15 protein-coding genes and 2 pseudogenes are annotated in these 14,353 nt (G+C 51.6%); 14 read left to right on the forward strand and 3 right to left on the reverse strand.

Annotated elements, in window-relative coordinates; genetic code table 11:
* Positions 1–7 precede the first annotated feature (7 nt).
* From AAGR22_RS12385 to AAGR22_RS12415, 7 genes are all read left to right on the forward strand, one after another.
* Positions 8–232 carry a DUF2732 family protein gene (locus tag AAGR22_RS12385; protein WP_345827774.1) on the forward strand — a complete coding sequence of 75 codons (225 nt, stop codon included), beginning with the start codon at positions 8–10 and terminating at the stop codon, positions 230–232.
* On the forward strand, positions 232–459 hold the full coding sequence (locus AAGR22_RS12390; RefSeq protein WP_151038074.1) for a TraR/DksA family transcriptional regulator: 228 nt from the start codon (positions 232–234) through the stop codon (positions 457–459). The genes AAGR22_RS12385 and AAGR22_RS12390 overlap by 1 nt, the downstream gene beginning before the upstream one ends.
* Positions 456–1,310: a DNA adenine methylase gene (locus tag AAGR22_RS12395; protein WP_345827776.1), complete on the forward strand. Its 855-nt coding sequence runs from the start codon at positions 456–458 to the stop codon at positions 1,308–1,310. Before AAGR22_RS12390 ends, AAGR22_RS12395 begins: the two co-directional genes overlap by 4 nt.
* Positions 1,307–3,544 (forward strand): replication endonuclease, encoded by a 2,238-nt coding sequence (locus AAGR22_RS12400; RefSeq protein ID WP_345827777.1) that lies wholly within the window; start codon positions 1,307–1,309, stop codon positions 3,542–3,544. The genes AAGR22_RS12395 and AAGR22_RS12400 overlap by 4 nt, the downstream gene beginning before the upstream one ends.
* A gap of 190 nt (positions 3,545–3,734) precedes the next feature.
* Positions 3,735–3,920: a hypothetical protein gene (locus AAGR22_RS12405; RefSeq protein WP_345827779.1), complete on the forward strand. Its 186-nt coding sequence runs from the start codon at positions 3,735–3,737 to the stop codon at positions 3,918–3,920.
* Positions 3,921–4,403: 483 nt separating this feature from the next.
* Positions 4,404–4,904 carry a hypothetical protein gene (locus AAGR22_RS12410; RefSeq protein WP_345827780.1) on the forward strand — a complete coding sequence of 167 codons (501 nt, stop codon included), beginning with the start codon at positions 4,404–4,406 and terminating at the stop codon, positions 4,902–4,904.
* On the forward strand, positions 4,901–5,968 hold the full coding sequence (locus AAGR22_RS12415; protein WP_345827782.1) for a DUF6575 domain-containing protein: 1,068 nt from the start codon (positions 4,901–4,903) through the stop codon (positions 5,966–5,968). Before AAGR22_RS12410 ends, AAGR22_RS12415 begins: the two co-directional genes overlap by 4 nt.
* Before the next feature lie 36 nt (positions 5,969–6,004).
* Here AAGR22_RS12415 and AAGR22_RS12420 read toward each other — a convergent pair whose 3' ends face one another.
* The 3 genes from AAGR22_RS12420 to AAGR22_RS12430 are packed head-to-tail and all read right to left on the reverse strand — an operon-like array spanning position 6,005 to position 8,974.
* Positions 6,005–7,030 (reverse strand): phage portal protein, encoded by a 1,026-nt coding sequence (locus tag AAGR22_RS12420; protein WP_345827783.1) that lies wholly within the window; start codon positions 7,028–7,030, stop codon positions 6,005–6,007.
* Entirely contained in the window at positions 7,023–7,211 is a 189-nt protein-coding gene (locus AAGR22_RS12425; RefSeq protein ID WP_345827784.1) for a hypothetical protein, read from the reverse strand. The genes AAGR22_RS12420 and AAGR22_RS12425 overlap by 8 nt, the downstream gene beginning before the upstream one ends.
* Positions 7,211–8,974: a terminase ATPase subunit family protein gene (locus AAGR22_RS12430; RefSeq protein WP_345827786.1), complete on the reverse strand. Its 1,764-nt coding sequence runs from the start codon at positions 8,972–8,974 to the stop codon at positions 7,211–7,213. The genes AAGR22_RS12425 and AAGR22_RS12430 overlap by 1 nt, the downstream gene beginning before the upstream one ends.
* 143 nt (positions 8,975–9,117) lie before the next feature.
* Here AAGR22_RS12430 and AAGR22_RS12435 point away from each other — a divergent pair, with 143 nt between their 5' ends.
* The 7 genes and pseudogenes from AAGR22_RS12435 to AAGR22_RS12465 all read left to right on the forward strand — a co-directional run bounded on the left by AAGR22_RS12435 (position 9,118) and on the right by AAGR22_RS12465 (position 14,353).
* On the forward strand, positions 9,118–9,963 hold the full coding sequence (locus tag AAGR22_RS12435) for a GPO family capsid scaffolding protein (protein WP_345827788.1): 846 nt from the start codon (positions 9,118–9,120) through the stop codon (positions 9,961–9,963).
* A 57-nt stretch (positions 9,964–10,020) separates the two neighbouring features.
* A pseudogene (locus tag AAGR22_RS12440) lies at positions 10,021–10,734 on the forward strand (P2 family phage major capsid protein); the annotation flags it as partial.
* 4 nt (positions 10,735–10,738) lie between these two features.
* A pseudogene (locus tag AAGR22_RS12445) lies at positions 10,739–10,882 on the forward strand (phage tail protein); the annotation flags it as partial.
* 12 nt (positions 10,883–10,894) lie between these two features.
* Positions 10,895–11,404 (forward strand): phage major tail tube protein, encoded by a 510-nt coding sequence (locus tag AAGR22_RS12450; protein WP_345827789.1) that lies wholly within the window; start codon positions 10,895–10,897, stop codon positions 11,402–11,404.
* Between the two features lie 60 nt (positions 11,405–11,464).
* Positions 11,465–11,743, forward strand: a complete 279-nt coding sequence (locus tag AAGR22_RS12455; protein WP_345827790.1) for a phage tail assembly protein — start codon at positions 11,465–11,467, stop codon at positions 11,741–11,743.
* Between the two features lie 32 nt (positions 11,744–11,775).
* Positions 11,776–11,898: a GpE family phage tail protein gene (locus AAGR22_RS12460; RefSeq protein WP_345827791.1), complete on the forward strand. Its 123-nt coding sequence runs from the start codon at positions 11,776–11,778 to the stop codon at positions 11,896–11,898.
* Complete coding sequence (locus AAGR22_RS12465; RefSeq protein WP_345827793.1) at positions 11,891–14,353, forward strand: phage tail tape measure protein; 2,463 nt, start codon at positions 11,891–11,893, stop codon at positions 14,351–14,353. The genes AAGR22_RS12460 and AAGR22_RS12465 overlap by 8 nt, the downstream gene beginning before the upstream one ends.

Raw genomic sequence — 14,353 nt, forward strand, 5'->3', positions numbered from 1 at the left:
AAGCGCAATGAATAAATCAGAAGTCATGCCGTCAGCCAATGATTTGCACCTGAATCAGTTACTGACAGAAGCCCGTTCTGAAGAAAGAAAGGATAAAGCGCTGGCCGTTTCAATCCGTCTTGAGGCGCTGGCAATTGTTATTACCCGCAAGGAGATGAACCACAAAGATGTGGCCGAACTCCTTCGTCAAGAGGCTCTGCGTTTTGAGCACGAATCGCAGGAGCTGCACTAATGGCTGATTCAATGGATTTAGCGCAGCAGCGCGAGGCTGAGAATCTGGCCCGCAGCCTGGCAAATGTGATCAATCGCCCTGTGCAGATTAGCGCGTTCTTCTGTGAAGAATGCGAAGCACCGATCCCCGAAGAACGCCGCAAGGCACTCACTGGTGTGACGCTGTGTGTGACCTGTAAACAAGTCGAGGAGCTGCACGCTTCTCATTTCAGAGGGGCGTCAGTATGAACACCGTTTTGAAGTGGGCTGGCAGTAAGTCACGCATCATTGCTGAGATTACTAAACACTTGCCGGCGGGTGAGCGCCTCGTTGAGCCTTTCGCGGGTTCATGTGCTGTGATGATGAACACTGATTATCCGGCGTATCTGTTGGCGGACGTTAATCCAGACCTGATTAACCTCTATCGTCAAATTAAAGATAACTCTCGGCAGTTCATTATTTTGGCATTCCGGGCATTTGCGGAAAATCGCACGCAGGAAAGTTATTACTCAATCCGCGAAGCATTTAATCATCATCTTGGGTTGCCATTGCTGGAACGCGCTGCCTATTTCCTTTATCTGAACCGCAATGGCTATCGCGGCATGTGTCGCTATAACCATAAGGGCAATTTCAATATCCCCTTTGGTAATTACCCCGAGCCTTACTTTCCACTGGAAGAAATCAAAGCCTTTGCAGAAAAAGCAAAACGGGCAACGTTCATTTGTGCTGATTTTACTGAAACGCTGAACATGCTTAAAGCTGGCGATGTGGTTTATTGCGATCCTCCATACGATGACACCTTTGCGGATTATCACAGTGGAGGCTTTGGAAAAGATAAACAGTATGAGCTGGCATCTGTCCTGAGTGATGTGGCTAACCGCCATCCGGTCATCGCTTCCAACAGCCACACCCGCCTGGTTAAAAGCCTGTATCGCCAGTTTGACCTTCATCAGATCACAGCCCCGCGCAGCATTGGTGTAGCCGCTGGTAAAGGTAAGAGCGCTGAAGAACTTATCTGTGTCAGCCGTCCCGCAGGAACGCAGATTCAACATGCTAATCCTGCTGTATACCCCGGTCCTGTGAACGGGGAGTTTGCATGACTCAAGAATACGCCTGGCCGTGGAACGCACCACGGCAGGCTATTAGTAGTCCTTATCTCACCTATGACCAAATCCAACGCCGCGATCAACTGATTGCGGCTGTTTCGCATGCGCGGGAATTACTGGAAGCGCAGCCCGCCCTTGTCCGTATCGATGTTAACCGCCGTCTGAATGAGCTGGAAAAAGAACATGGTGTTCAGCGGGCCAATGTTTACTTAACGAAAACCTTCGTAGAGCGGACATTGCCACGCCTTGAGCTGGTGAACGCGCAGTATCGTCTGGGGGAAATGAAACAGGGTACGTTTATGACGCTCACCGAGAACGCCGGCGATAACAGCCGGGCAGTAACCGCCGCCGGTACTCTCTGGGAGTTGATGAGAAGATTCAACCGTCTTCCAGAAATGGCCCGTGCGGATGTTGATCTGCTGGCCGGTGATGTTGCCAGCTTCATTCTGGCTGAAATAGTTCAGGCACATGGCCTGGAGAGCGATGAATCAGAATACAAATACACTCACCGTATCTTCATGATGGCAGCAACCATCACCAGGGAGTTTAAGCAGACGCCTCCACTTTGGGAGAAAGTTACGTCTCGACTCTTTGACCCTGAAGAGGTTACCCCCGCAATTATGCGTATGCAGATGGAAAAATGGTGGAAAGGCCGGCTACGCCGTATCGCTGCATCGTGGCGGGAACATCTCCAGATTGCCCTGGCTAACGTCAGCAAAAAACACACCCCTTATGCCAGCAGCATGACCATTATCGAATGGCGTGAACAGAAACGCCGCACCCGTGAATTTCTTAAAGGAATGGAGCTGGAAGACGAGGAAGGCAACCGCATCAGCCTGATTGAGAAATATGATGGCAGCGTTGCTAACCCCGCGATCCGCCGTTGTGAGCTGATGACCCGAATTCGTGGCTTTGAGGATATCTGTAACGAGATGGGTTTTGTGGGGGAGTTTTATACCATCACTGCACCATCGCGGTATCACGCCACTATCAAAACCGGCTATCGCAACCGTAAATGGAATGGCGCCAGCCCGGCAGAGACCCAGCGCTATCTTTGCAATGTCTGGCAGAAAGTCCGCGCAAAACTGCATCGTGAAGATATTCGCATCTTCGGCATTCGCGTGGCTGAGCCGCATCATGACGCTACGCCTCACTGGCACATGCTGATGTTTATGCTTCCAGAAAATGTGGACCGCGTACGTCAAATCCTGCGTGATTACGCCTATCAGGAAGAGAGTGATGAACTGACTACGGATAAAGCCCGCAAGGCCCGCTTTCACGCGGAAGCCATCGATCCCGATAAAGGCAGTGCGACGGGCTATGTGGCTAAATATATTTCCAAAAACATCGACGGATACGCCCTTGATGGTGAGCTGGATGATGAGAGTGGCAAAGAGCTGAAAGAGACTGCGCCAGCCGTTTCAGCCTGGGCGGCACGGTGGCACATTCGCCAGTTTCAGTTTGTTGGCGGTGCGCCGGTCACGGTTTACCGCGAATTACGCCGTATGAAAGACAGCGAAACCGCTCACGGCCTCAGTGTTGAATTTGCTGCCGCTCATGATGCTGCCGATGATGGTGACTGGGCCGAATACGTTAATGCTCAGGGCGGGCCATTTGTTCGTCATGACGATCTGGCTGTGCGCACATGGTATCAGGCATCTCAAGACCGCAACGAATACGGCGAGGAAACTCTGCGTATCAAAGGCGTGTATGCAACATCCGTAGGGGAGGACACACCAATTTTAACTCGTCTCGCGCAATGGAAGATTGTAGCGAAGCGGGCCATTGATTTGGCGGTTGACCTTAAGGGTGCGAATGCGCCCTCTCGGAGTTCTGTCAATAACTGTACGGGGAGATCGGGATGTGAGGATCTGACGCAGCCGGACGTTATGCTAAATATGGACTTTGACCATCTGCCCCGGATAGAACGGCGCCGTTTATTGAGGAGATTGGCTAGTGAACGACCGGAGAAAGCGGCAAAAACCTTCAGGCGCTCCGACAAAGTGGAAGCTGCATGCGCCAGGGTAATCGACCAAATCAGAGAATTGACGGGTGAAACCATCAGCCGTGGGTTAGCTACGCGTCTTATCAGCGGCGTAGAAACTAAAATCGCAGGGGAATGGTGTCGAAGCGCCAGTAATGGAGAGCTGTTCCGCGCACCAAGACCGATTTCATTCACAGAACTGTTAGCCAGACTTCATGATCTGCGTGTAATGGCCGCAACATGAAATCATGGGCATTCTCAACTAGCACAGGTTAAGGCATATCAAGGGCTGCGAGCTAACATATTGTGGTAGAACAATATTTATCAGGATAATCATAAGGGTAAAAGTTAAGGATCATCTTAACAAAATCCTTTCAATCCACTAAAGCGGCATGATACTGTATATAAACACAGTGTTTTTATAGGGAGGGAATATGCAGCTGGACGAAGTAAACGCCATGCATAAAAAAATGGCGTGCGTACGTTTTATTGCCGAGGTTTCGTTGATAGCGAACTGCAAACCAACCGATTATGAGCTGGCACTAACCATCATTGCTGACCTGACTAATTCGCAGCCATGCAATGAAGATAGTGATGGCCTTTTTTACTCGGCTAATTAGCCTAGGTGGGGATTGCAATGCAAGTTGAATTCACCCTCTACCATCAACACAAACTAAGCCTAGGAACAGTTAAAGGCCTTACCGGTTTCCGCCTCCTCCGCTTTACTTTATGACCCGCTTTTGGCCACCCGAAGTGGTGGCCTATAGCCATGCATGCGTACACTGCATGGATCTGCATGCGGGAAACTTGGATCTATACCCTCCCCCACGCCATGTACGACGCTGCTTTCAGAGGATCGTGCAGTTGCATGAAATGAGGTCACTAAAGCGGGCAGGCGTGGCGGGGATAGCATTGCGCGCTTGACTGAACGTCATACATTAGCCAGGTTAAAATTTAATCATAAAAATGGTGAGTCTTTCATAATCACAAAATTAGTTTTTTAGAATATTAAAAAAACTAGCCAAATTTTATTTTAAATATATTATTTGTGTAAATTACAATAAATCAGCAATTTTCCAAATGGGTCTGAAGGAGCAGCAGGCATGTTTAATCCAAATAATAATCAACAAAATCATATGAATACCTCTATAAACGCAAGTGTTAGTAGTCCTGTTGTTCCATCAGGCGTCGTTGCCTTCGAGTATGATTCAAGTATCAGTAATCTTCCTCAATGTCCTCCAGCTTGCGCGCAGCCGCTCAACAAAGATTGCTGGAGATTCACATTGAATCCGCATACACCTAACTGCTTTTGGCCTCCAGCACGTAGGAGTCCAATGAGAGTGGCAAAGAACGACTATGAAGCCTGTGCAATGTGGGCTTTATCAATGTATGAGTCTGAGCCAGAGGCAACTGAAGCCTATAGTAAGTTGAAGAAAAGTATAAAAAACATTGAAAAAGCTATAGGTGATCATTTATCACACGGTTTTGTAACAACAAATGATGGGGAATGTACTCCGCCTAATCATGCCGGACACTTTGATTTTCATCCTTATGTTAGCTCTGCTTTTCCCAATAACTTTAATATTACCAGTAAATTACCATGATTAAATTAAATAGCAAAAGAGTCTATGCATCTGAGATTAGTGAGTTTTCTTGGTATGCCGATTTGATTGATTTCGATGGTCCACTATTATCGTTATTTCGTGGAGCTGGTTACAAAGATGCATTGTATGTTTGGTTAGATAACTCGGAAAGAGCTAATCGTTGGTGTTTAGTTCCGGTTTCGCGAGAGATGCTTGATGACTATTTAACACAACAAACTTCTTTGAGAGAGACGATTACTTCAAACCATTACATATATATATGTAATCACTTTGCAGAAAGCGGAAGAAAGGTAATAAATAAGATACTAGTATCTGACTTCCCGGCTGACTACATGCCAGATGAAGACTCATATCTTTATGAAGAAATTTGCACTCCTGAAGCCTTATCATTGAAAAATGAAAGAACGTCTAGTTATATGTTGGGATTAGATAATCAATTATTTATAAATGATTTATCAATTATCCCTAAAGTCTATGACCAACTTTATTCTTTCCATTATGGACTGGCTCACTTAGATAGAAGTCACGTTCGAGAAACAATGAAAAAATTATTTGGGAGTTGGACTGGCGGAATATCTGCTGTGAATATTTTTACAGGATTAAAAAATACAATCCCTGTCATCCACCAACCTGAAATAGAATCTCTACAATTTAGTTCACCGGGACACATCGAATTAAGCCTACTTCCCGCATTAGCCCAGAGCGTTGAGGAAGTTTCATCTAGAGTTGAAAATGAACATATTTTCAATCGATTGGAAAAGCTTTATAAGGTGACCAAAGACTATCTCAAACTTCAAGGTTTATCAGGGTTTGATGAGGATGGCGGCATCGATCTAAGCAATATCCCTAATGAAGTTACATTAATATTATCTAAGTTAGTTAGGCTATTCATTCTTTTCTTTGGGTGGAAAGAATATCAAGAGAAGTTTGATGAAATTGGTTCGCATCCATTACAACAGTTGCGAGCAATAATGGCTTATTATAGAAGATTAAAAATACTAAGAAATTACATATTGGATGAGAAACTATATTTAGGTCATTCGAGATTGACAGTTAATCCGTAATAATAAGGTGGCTAAATTCAGCCACCTTATCTCCGTTTACTCCAAGTTATAATCTTTAAATCTTACTATGTCTTCATCAAGCCATATGTTAATTTCTTTCATGCGTTCTTGCAGCGGACTCAGCTCATTTCTTACAAACACCTGCGACGCTTTCACAACGTCACCAAATCCGCCAGCATTATCAGGAATAATCCCCATCATCTGTGGTGGAACACGGTGCGCCGCCAATAGATCATCTCGACTTGCCTTTTTGATATTGAAAAAATCATCTTTCGTTGCAACTTCACTTAGCGGCAGGATCTTAATCCCGTCGGGCTTGCCGTTGGGTGCGTACATGAACAGGTTGCGGAAGTTGCCCACACCTTTCGTATCGCGCATCGCCTTGCGCATTTGCTCAATATCGCTGCTGCTTTGAGCGGCGTCAGTCATATACAGGATATAACCCGCGTGCGCGCCGTTCTGGTAGTACTTGCGGCGGTAAAGCGTTGCCGCTTCATTCAGCCACGCTGAGTTAAGCGCGCTGAGATACTCAGGCAAACCATATATTTCCTGATTAATGTCCGGCTCCAGCAACTGGAAAATGCTGCCGGGTTCAAACCGGTGCGCGTCCTGCCAGTCGTTAATAAACCAGTAAACCTCATCCTCAACCCCGCGCCGGGTATATTTCGCCGGTGAGCACTCTAGCCTGAACCCGTTGCCCAGCGCATTTTTACGCAGCTCAGGGAAGGCATTTCCAAACGTCAGATAGTCCAGAATAATGCGGCTGAACTCCTGCTGGCTAAGCATCGGGTGCGGTATGTAAGTGGACAATAAAATATTGCGCTTAACGTAAATGGGCGAGCTGTGATGAACGGCGGCGCGCAGGCTCTTTGCCAGTCCGTGAAAGCTGACCGGCGGCTCGTACCAGCGCCCGTTGTTGATGCACTCGGCATAATCCAGAATATCGCGCTTATCCAGCACCGGGATCGGTTCGCCAAAGCTAAATGCCTCGGCGTGCTGCGGGGCAGGTTGTACCTGCTGAGACTGATTTTCAAATGCCCTGTGACCCCTGCGCTTACTCATCTTTGCCACCTGAATCAGAAACTTCACCACTGAAAGTGCATACAAAAACTTTCCGGAAGCTTTCCGGTGAAAGCTTCCCTTTCAGCCTGACTGAGAGCTCTTTTATTTCGCTCTCAGTCAGCTCAGGGAAAAAAGGGTTCAGCCCTGTTATTTCCGGCGCGCCGTGTCTGGTATTCATCATCAGTAAAACTCCACAAAGTTTGGACTCTGGCCGCCATCGGCGGCGGTGAGTGGTTCGTTTAATAGCGCGTGCATAATTGCCCAGGCAACATCAGCATGGCTGGCCTCTTCACTGCGGCTGGCCTCATAGGTAGAACGGTTCCCGCTGGCGGTCATCGTTTTGCGGATAGCCATAAATGACTGCGTGATATCGGTGTTGCCCGCGTCATATTCCAGGCGCCCGCTGCTGATGGTGTCTTTGGCTTTCAGCACCATCACGGTTTTCACCTCGGGCGAATACCGAATTTCCCGCGCTGCCGGGAAAAACTGCCTGACAAGCTGAAACACACCCTGGCCGATGCCGGTGGCGTCGATACCGATATATTCAACGGTATATTTCTCCGTCAGCTCTTTAATGGATTTGGCCTGCGCGGCAAAGTCCATGCCCCGCCACTGATGGCGCTCAAGCACGCGGAACTTGCCGCCCGCAACCAGCGGCGGGGCCAGAACAGCACAGCCAGCGCTGTCGCCGGTGTGGGACGGGTCATAGCCAATCCAGACCGGACGGTAATCAAATGGGCGCAGCGCGTAGGGGTTAAAATCGGTCCACTCTTCCAGACTGTCGATCATGCAGGTCTGCAGCTCAGCGAACGGGAACACGCTGGCCTCATCATCCACAAACTCGCACATCAGCAGGTTCTGGTATTCAGACGGGCTGTATTCAAGCGAGAGCTGGTCCAGGTCAAACAGATTGCAGCCGCCGGTCAGCGCATCCTCAACGGTAACAATCTGCCGCCACTGACCGTCAGCGCACAGCGCGCCGCCTGCAAGATGCGAGTGACTGAGATCCAGCTCAACCCGGTCTGACTTATTGCGCCGGCCTTTGTTAAAAAGCTCGCCGGACCAGAACGGATAGGCGCTGTGGGAAAGGCTCGACGGCGTGGAAAAGTACGTGGTTCGCCATTTCTTGTGCAGCGACATACCGCTGGCAACTTTGCGTAGCTCCTGGAATTTCGGTATCCAGAAATATTCATCCAGATACAGGTTGCCGGTGTAGCTCTGCGCCGTGCGCACGTTGGTCCCCAGGAAAATCAGGCGTGCGCCATTTGGCAGCACAATCGGATCGCCCTTCAGATCAACATCAACCTGCCGAGCAAAGTCGATGATGTAGTTTTTGAAAACGTGGGCCTGCGCCTTGCTGGCTGAGAGGAAAATCTGGTTGCGGCCCGTCACCAGAGCATCAATCAGCGCCTCGCGGGCGAAGTAGAACGTCGCGCCAATCTGGCGGAATTTGAGGATGTTGCGGATACGGTGAGCCAGCCCGGCCTTGTGCCAGTGCAGCTGATACTCAAAACAGTTATCCATAAACAGCGAAGTCAGTTTGTCCGTGGCCTCTTCGCTGAACTCGTTTTTAATCACCGGCTGGCGCTCGCCCCGGTTGCGGTTGCGCACGTTAGGATTGAGATCGGCCTCGCTGCCGGTCTGGCGGTACCGTTCGACGCGGGCAAGCCGTTCAATCTGCCGCCCCAGCGCATCTATTTCTTTGTAATCACCATTTCCTTTCACCTCTTTCATGATGAGCTGAATCAACCGGGCTTCCATGCTGTTTTCAACGCGACTGATGGGCGCAACGTCTTCCCATGCGTCGCGCAGCTTCCAGCTCTGCACGGTTGGCGTTTTCTGGCCCAGCGTTTCCGCTATCTGACGCACGGAGAATCCCTGCCAGTAAAGCAGTGCGGCCTGTCGGCGGGGATCGCTGATGATGGTTGTCGGTGTCGTTTTCATGGCATCAGGCTACCGAGGCCCGCCCTGCCTTGCGCGCTCTCTCTGTTGTGCCAGAAGTGAGCAAACCGGCTTTCGTTGAGTGGCGTTGTGTTCGTGGTGAAACTGGCCGTGACCTGAACCAACCACTCACCGGAGCCTGATTAATGGCAACTAAAGCAAAGCGTTTTCGCATCGCAACTGAAGGCGCAACCACCGACGGACGCGTAATTTCCCGCGACTGGATTTCGCAGATGGCGAAAAACTACAACCCGGAAATGTACGGTGCCCGCATCAATATGGAGCACATCCGTGGTTACTCTGCCGACAGCGCTTTTCGTCGATTTGGCGATGTGACGTCTGTTGAAGCGGAAGAAATCGCGGACGGTCCACTGAAAGGTAAGCTGGCACTTTATGGCTACATCGACCCCACCGACGAGCTGATCGCTATGTCGAAAGCACGCCAGAAAATCTACACCTCCGTTGAAGTGAATCCCGAATTTGCTGACACCGGTGAGGCCTATCTGGTTGGCCTTGCTGTGACCGACGATCCGGCAAGTCTCGGCACGGAAATTCTGAGCTTCAGCGCGAGTGCTGCAGTAAACCCGCTGACCTCCCGCAAACAGGCTAAAGGCAATCTCTTTACTGCCGCCGAAGAAACCCCGATTGAGTTCTATGAGGAAGCCGATCCCGCGCCGTCCCTTATGGCCCGCATCAGTGCGATGTTCTCTGCGAATAAAAAAGGAAGTGACGCACAGTCTGCCGACGTGCACGCCGCCGTCACCCTGATTGCCGAGCAGGTACAGGGCGCCGGTGAAAAAGTTGAATCTCAGTTCTCCGCGCTTGAAAAGAAACTTTCTGACCGTCTCGACGCGCTGGAGCAGGAAACCACGACCGGCCGCAGTGAAGTCAACGCGCTGACCCAGCAGCTTGAGAAGACCGACGGTAACTTTAACCGCCGTCCGCGTGCCAGCGGTGGCGACGGCAAAATGTCCGTGGAAACCGACTGCTAACCGCTGCCCTATGGCAGCAAAGAACGGCTTACCCAATCTCTGATTACAGGAATAACAATGCGCCAGAACACCCGCTTTAAATTTAACGCCTTTCTGACCCGCCTGGCCGAGCTGAACGGCGTGGACACCGGCGATATGGACAAGAAATTTTCCGTAGAGCCGTCCGTCAGTCAGACGCTGATGACCCGCGTGCAGGAGTCTTCTGATTTCCTGACCCGCATCAACATCACCCCAGTTGTGGATATGAAAGGGGAAAAAATCGGCATCGGCGTGACCGGTTCGATTGCCAGCACCACGGACACCGCAGGCGGTGACGAGCGTGAAACGGCTGACTTTTCAGACCTGACCGCCGACGGTTACGAATGTACCCAGACCAACTACGACTTCCACATTCGTTACAACCAGCTTGATCTGTGGGCGCGCTATGAAGATTTTCAGGCCCGCCTGCGTGACGCGATTATCAAGCGTCAGGCGCTGGATCGCATCATGGCTGGTTTCAACGGGATTGCCCGCGCCAAAACCTCTAACCGTGCAGCTAACCCGCTGCTGCAGGATGTCGCCGTGGGCTGGCTGCAAAAGTACCGCGCCAACGCACCAAAGCGTGTAATGAGCAAAATCACCGGTGAAGACGGAGAGGTTATCTCCGCTAAAGTCCGCGTCGGCAAAGCCGGTGACTATGCCAACCTTGACGCACTGGTGATGGACGCAACCAACAGCATGATCGAGCCGTGGTACCAGGAAGACCCGGAGCTGGTTGTTATCTGCGGACGTCACCGCCAACGATAAGGACACCCTCAAAGCGGGCAAGCTCTTTATTGACTATGACTACACGCCAGTGCCGCCGCTGGAAGACCTCACCCTGCGCCAGCGCATCACCGACAGCTATCTGGTGAACTTCGCTGCCGCCGTTAACAGCTAAGGAGCCTGACCCATGGCACTGCCAAAGAAACTGAAGTACCTGAATCTTTTCAACGATGCGAACAGCTACCAGGGCGTTGTGACCTCGCTCACTTTGCCAAAGCTCGCCCGCAAGCTGGACCCGTTCCGGGGCGGCGGCATGAACGGCGCGGCGCATATTGATAACGGCCTGGAAGATGACGCCCTCGATCTGGAATGGACGATTGGCGGCATTGATGACCTGGTGCTGACGCAATGGGGAGCCGGTGACGTGCCGCTGCGCTTCGCAGGCTCTTACCAGCGGGACGACACCGCCGAGACGGTGGCTGTTGAAGTGGAGATGCGCGGCAAGCATCAGCAGTTTGATTTTGGCGAAGCCAAACAGGGCGAGGATACCGAAACCAAAATCACCACCAAGTGCACCTATTACAAAATAACCTGGAACGGTAAAGAGCTGATCGAGATCGATACCGTGAACATGATTGAGAAGGTAAACGGCACTGACCGGCTGGAGCAGCACCGCAAAAACATCGGCCTCGTTTAATCCCGGCACCGGCGCTGCGGTGCTGGTCCTTTTTTCTGAACAACAAATCTGAGAACTGAAATGGAAAACAAAGAAAACGTCGTTACCCTGGAGACCCCGATTACCCGTGGCGATCAGGTTATTTCAAGCATTGAGCTTATTAAGCCCAACTCCGGCGCACTGCGTGGCACGCGCCTTGCTGACCTTGCGGGCTCGGACGTGGACGCGCTGATCACCGTGCTGCCCCGCATCACCATTCCCCCCCTGACCAAATCCGACTGCGCCGCACTGGACCCGGTTGATTTGATTGTGATCGCAGGCAAGGTGATTGGTTTTTTGTCGCCGAAATCGGACGAGTAAACTGGCCTGCCGGCCTGACGGTCAATGACCTGATGGCCGACATTGCCACGATATTCCACTGGCCCCCCTCTGAACTGTACGACCTGCCGCTGGCTGAGCTTCTCGACTGGCGGCATAAAGCGATGATCCGTAGCGGAGTAACCCCCGATGAGTAATAACCTGAAGCTGCAGGTGCTGCTCAAGGCCGTGGACCAGGCGACCCGGCCTTTTAAGGCAATACAGACCGCAACAAAATCCCTTTCCGGCTCAATTCGTGAAACGCAGGCGAACATCAAGGCACTCGATCAGCAGGCTGCGAAAATTGACGGTTTCAGAAAGGCCAGTGCGCAGCTTGCCGTCACTCAGCGCGCACTGAAGGATGCAAAAGACGAAGCGGCCGCGCTGGCGCTGGCATTCAAAAACACGGAGCGTCCAACAACTGCGCAGGCCCGCGCACTGGAAGCCGCAAAACGCGCTGCCGCCGAACTGCAGACTAAATCAAACAGCCTGCGCCTGTCCGTGCAGCAGCAGCGCGAAGCGCTCAATGCGGCTGGCATATCTACCAAAAACCTGAGCAGTGAACAGCAACGCCTCAAAACAAACTCAGCGCAGGCCACCGTATCACTCAGCCGTCAGAAGATGGAGCTGCAGCGACTCAGCCAGCAACAGGAAAAGCTTAACCGTATCAGCGAACGATACCGTTCCGGGCAGGAACTCGCGGGTAAGGTGCGCAATTCCGGCGCGGCTGCAGTCGGTGCCGCAACCGTGGGCGGCGTGGCTGGTACGGCACTGCTAAGACCAGGTTATGACTTTGCGCTGTCCAACTCGACCCTGCAGGCAACGCTTGGTCTTGATAAGACCTCGCCCGAGTTTCAGTCACTGAGAACTCAGGCCAGACAGATTGGGGATAATACCGCCGCCTCGGCTGGCGACGCGGCTAATGCACAAATCATCATCGCCAAAGCTGGCGGCAACGTTGACGACATTAAAGCGGCGACGCCGGTCACGCTGAATATGTCACTCGCCAACAACCGCACGATGGAAGAAAGTGCCAAGCTGCTGATGAGTACCAAAAGCGCCTTTGGTATGGCTAACAGTGAAGTCGCGCACCTGGGCGATGTGATTTCATCAACGCTGAACAAAACCGCAGCAGACTTTGACGGGCTGAGTGATGCCCTTACGTATATTGCGCCAGTAGCGAAAAATGCGGGCGTGAGCGTTGAGCAGACCACGGCAATCATTGGCGCCCTGGCTAAAGATGGTATTACCGGCAGCATGGCGGGAACCGGAGCCAGGGCGATGTTGTCACGCCTGCAGGCACCCACCGGTCAGGCATACAGCGCAATTAAAGAGCTGGGCGTAAAGACAGCCGACAGCAAAGGAAATATGCGGCCCTTCTTCACCATTCTGAAGGAAATGCAGGGATCCTTTGATAAAAATAAACTCGGCACCGCACAGCGCGCCGAGTACATGAAAACCATCTTTGGTGAGGAAGCATCTGCGTCTGCGGCCACGCTGATGCGCGCAGCATCAAACGGCATGCTCGACGGTCTGACCAAAACCTTCCAGGGCTCAAATGGGAGCACTGAGAAACTGGTCAAGGTACAGCAGGACAACCTCGGCGGCGACTTTAAGGAGTTTCAGTCAGCCAGTGAGGCAATTGGTACCGATCTGTTTGATGAGCTTGACACCAGTCTGCGTGCACTGACTCAGGACACGACCAAGTTTCTGCTGAAGGTAGATAACTGGATACAGAAAAACCCGGCTCTGGCGGGAGGCATTGCAAAAGCGGCAACGGTTGGCCTTATCCTGGTCGGCGCTTTTGGTGCACTTGCGCTGGCGGCATGGCCGGTTATGTTGGGAATCAATGCCCTGATCGCCGGGACTGGCCTGTTGGGTACCGCGTTCACGGTTGTTGGAGGGCTGATAACGGGCGCTCTGGGTGCAATCACTTTCCCTGTTATCGCCGTTGTTGCCGCCGTGGTGGCCGGGGCGCTGCTTATCCGTAAATACTGGGAACCGATAAAGGCTTTCATTGGGGGTGTGGCTGAAGGATTTACTGCCGCTGCCGGGCCAATCAGTGATTCATTCAGCAGTCTGAAGCCTGTATTCAGTTGGGTGACGGATAAAGTTAAAGAGCTTTGGGACTGGTTTGGAAAGTTGCTGGAGCCGGTGAAGTCAACGCAGGCAGAGCTTGCCACTGCCGGGGATATGGGTAAAAAGTTTGGCAACATGCTGGCAGAAGGTCTGAAAATTCCAGGACAGGCGCTCGATCAGCTGAGAAGCGGTATTGACTGGGTGCTGGAAAAGCTGGGCATTATTGATACTAAATCAGACGGACTGAAAGACAAAGTACCGTCACCTGACACAGTGGCGACCGGCGGCGCGGGAATGGTGGCTGACGGGTTGCAGCGTAATATCGCACTGGGCGGCGCAGCTTACCGGCCAGTCACGGCACCTGCTGCCAATGCCGGGTATAGCGATCAGAGTCAAAACAGCTATCAGTACGATATTCACATGCATCCGGGTATGTCCAAAGATGATGCCCTGGCTCTTATGGCGCAACATCAGGAGCGGCAGCAGCGAAAGACTCAGGCTCAACAACGTAGCCGCATGGGATGGGAGGATTAA

Origin of the sequence: Erwinia sp. HDF1-3R, from assembly GCF_039621855.1 — a bacterium.
In the GTDB taxonomy this organism is placed as follows: Bacteria; Pseudomonadota; Gammaproteobacteria; order Enterobacterales; family Enterobacteriaceae; genus Erwinia.

What these genes read in the sequence shown, in the direction of transcription:
- AAGR22_RS12465 (WP_345827793.1), top strand. Translation starts at nt 11,891, where the DNA reads ATGAGTAATAACCTGAAGCTGCAGGTGCTGCTCAAGGCCGTGGACCAG.
- AAGR22_RS12410 (WP_345827780.1), top strand. Translation starts at nt 4,404, where the DNA reads ATGTTTAATCCAAATAATAATCAACAAAATCATATGAATACCTCTATA.
- AAGR22_RS12430 (WP_345827786.1), bottom strand. Translation starts at nt 8,974, where the DNA reads ATGAAAACGACACCGACAACCATCATCAGCGATCCCCGCCGACAGGCC.
- AAGR22_RS12385 (WP_345827774.1), top strand. Translation starts at nt 8, where the DNA reads ATGAATAAATCAGAAGTCATGCCGTCAGCCAATGATTTGCACCTGAAT.
- AAGR22_RS12400 (WP_345827777.1), top strand. Translation starts at nt 1,307, where the DNA reads ATGACTCAAGAATACGCCTGGCCGTGGAACGCACCACGGCAGGCTATT.
- AAGR22_RS12425 (WP_345827784.1), bottom strand. Translation starts at nt 7,211, where the DNA reads ATGATGAATACCAGACACGGCGCGCCGGAAATAACAGGGCTGAACCCT.
- AAGR22_RS12395 (WP_345827776.1), top strand. Translation starts at nt 456, where the DNA reads ATGAACACCGTTTTGAAGTGGGCTGGCAGTAAGTCACGCATCATTGCT.
- AAGR22_RS12455 (WP_345827790.1), top strand. Translation starts at nt 11,465, where the DNA reads ATGGAAAACAAAGAAAACGTCGTTACCCTGGAGACCCCGATTACCCGT.
- AAGR22_RS12450 (WP_345827789.1), top strand. Translation starts at nt 10,895, where the DNA reads ATGGCACTGCCAAAGAAACTGAAGTACCTGAATCTTTTCAACGATGCG.
- AAGR22_RS12460 (WP_345827791.1), top strand. Translation starts at nt 11,776, where the DNA reads ATGGCCGACATTGCCACGATATTCCACTGGCCCCCCTCTGAACTGTAC.
- AAGR22_RS12415 (WP_345827782.1), top strand. Translation starts at nt 4,901, where the DNA reads ATGATTAAATTAAATAGCAAAAGAGTCTATGCATCTGAGATTAGTGAG.
- AAGR22_RS12390 (WP_151038074.1), top strand. Translation starts at nt 232, where the DNA reads ATGGCTGATTCAATGGATTTAGCGCAGCAGCGCGAGGCTGAGAATCTG.
- AAGR22_RS12405 (WP_345827779.1), top strand. Translation starts at nt 3,735, where the DNA reads ATGCAGCTGGACGAAGTAAACGCCATGCATAAAAAAATGGCGTGCGTA.
- AAGR22_RS12420 (WP_345827783.1), bottom strand. Translation starts at nt 7,030, where the DNA reads ATGAGTAAGCGCAGGGGTCACAGGGCATTTGAAAATCAGTCTCAGCAG.
- AAGR22_RS12435 (WP_345827788.1), top strand. Translation starts at nt 9,118, where the DNA reads ATGGCAACTAAAGCAAAGCGTTTTCGCATCGCAACTGAAGGCGCAACC.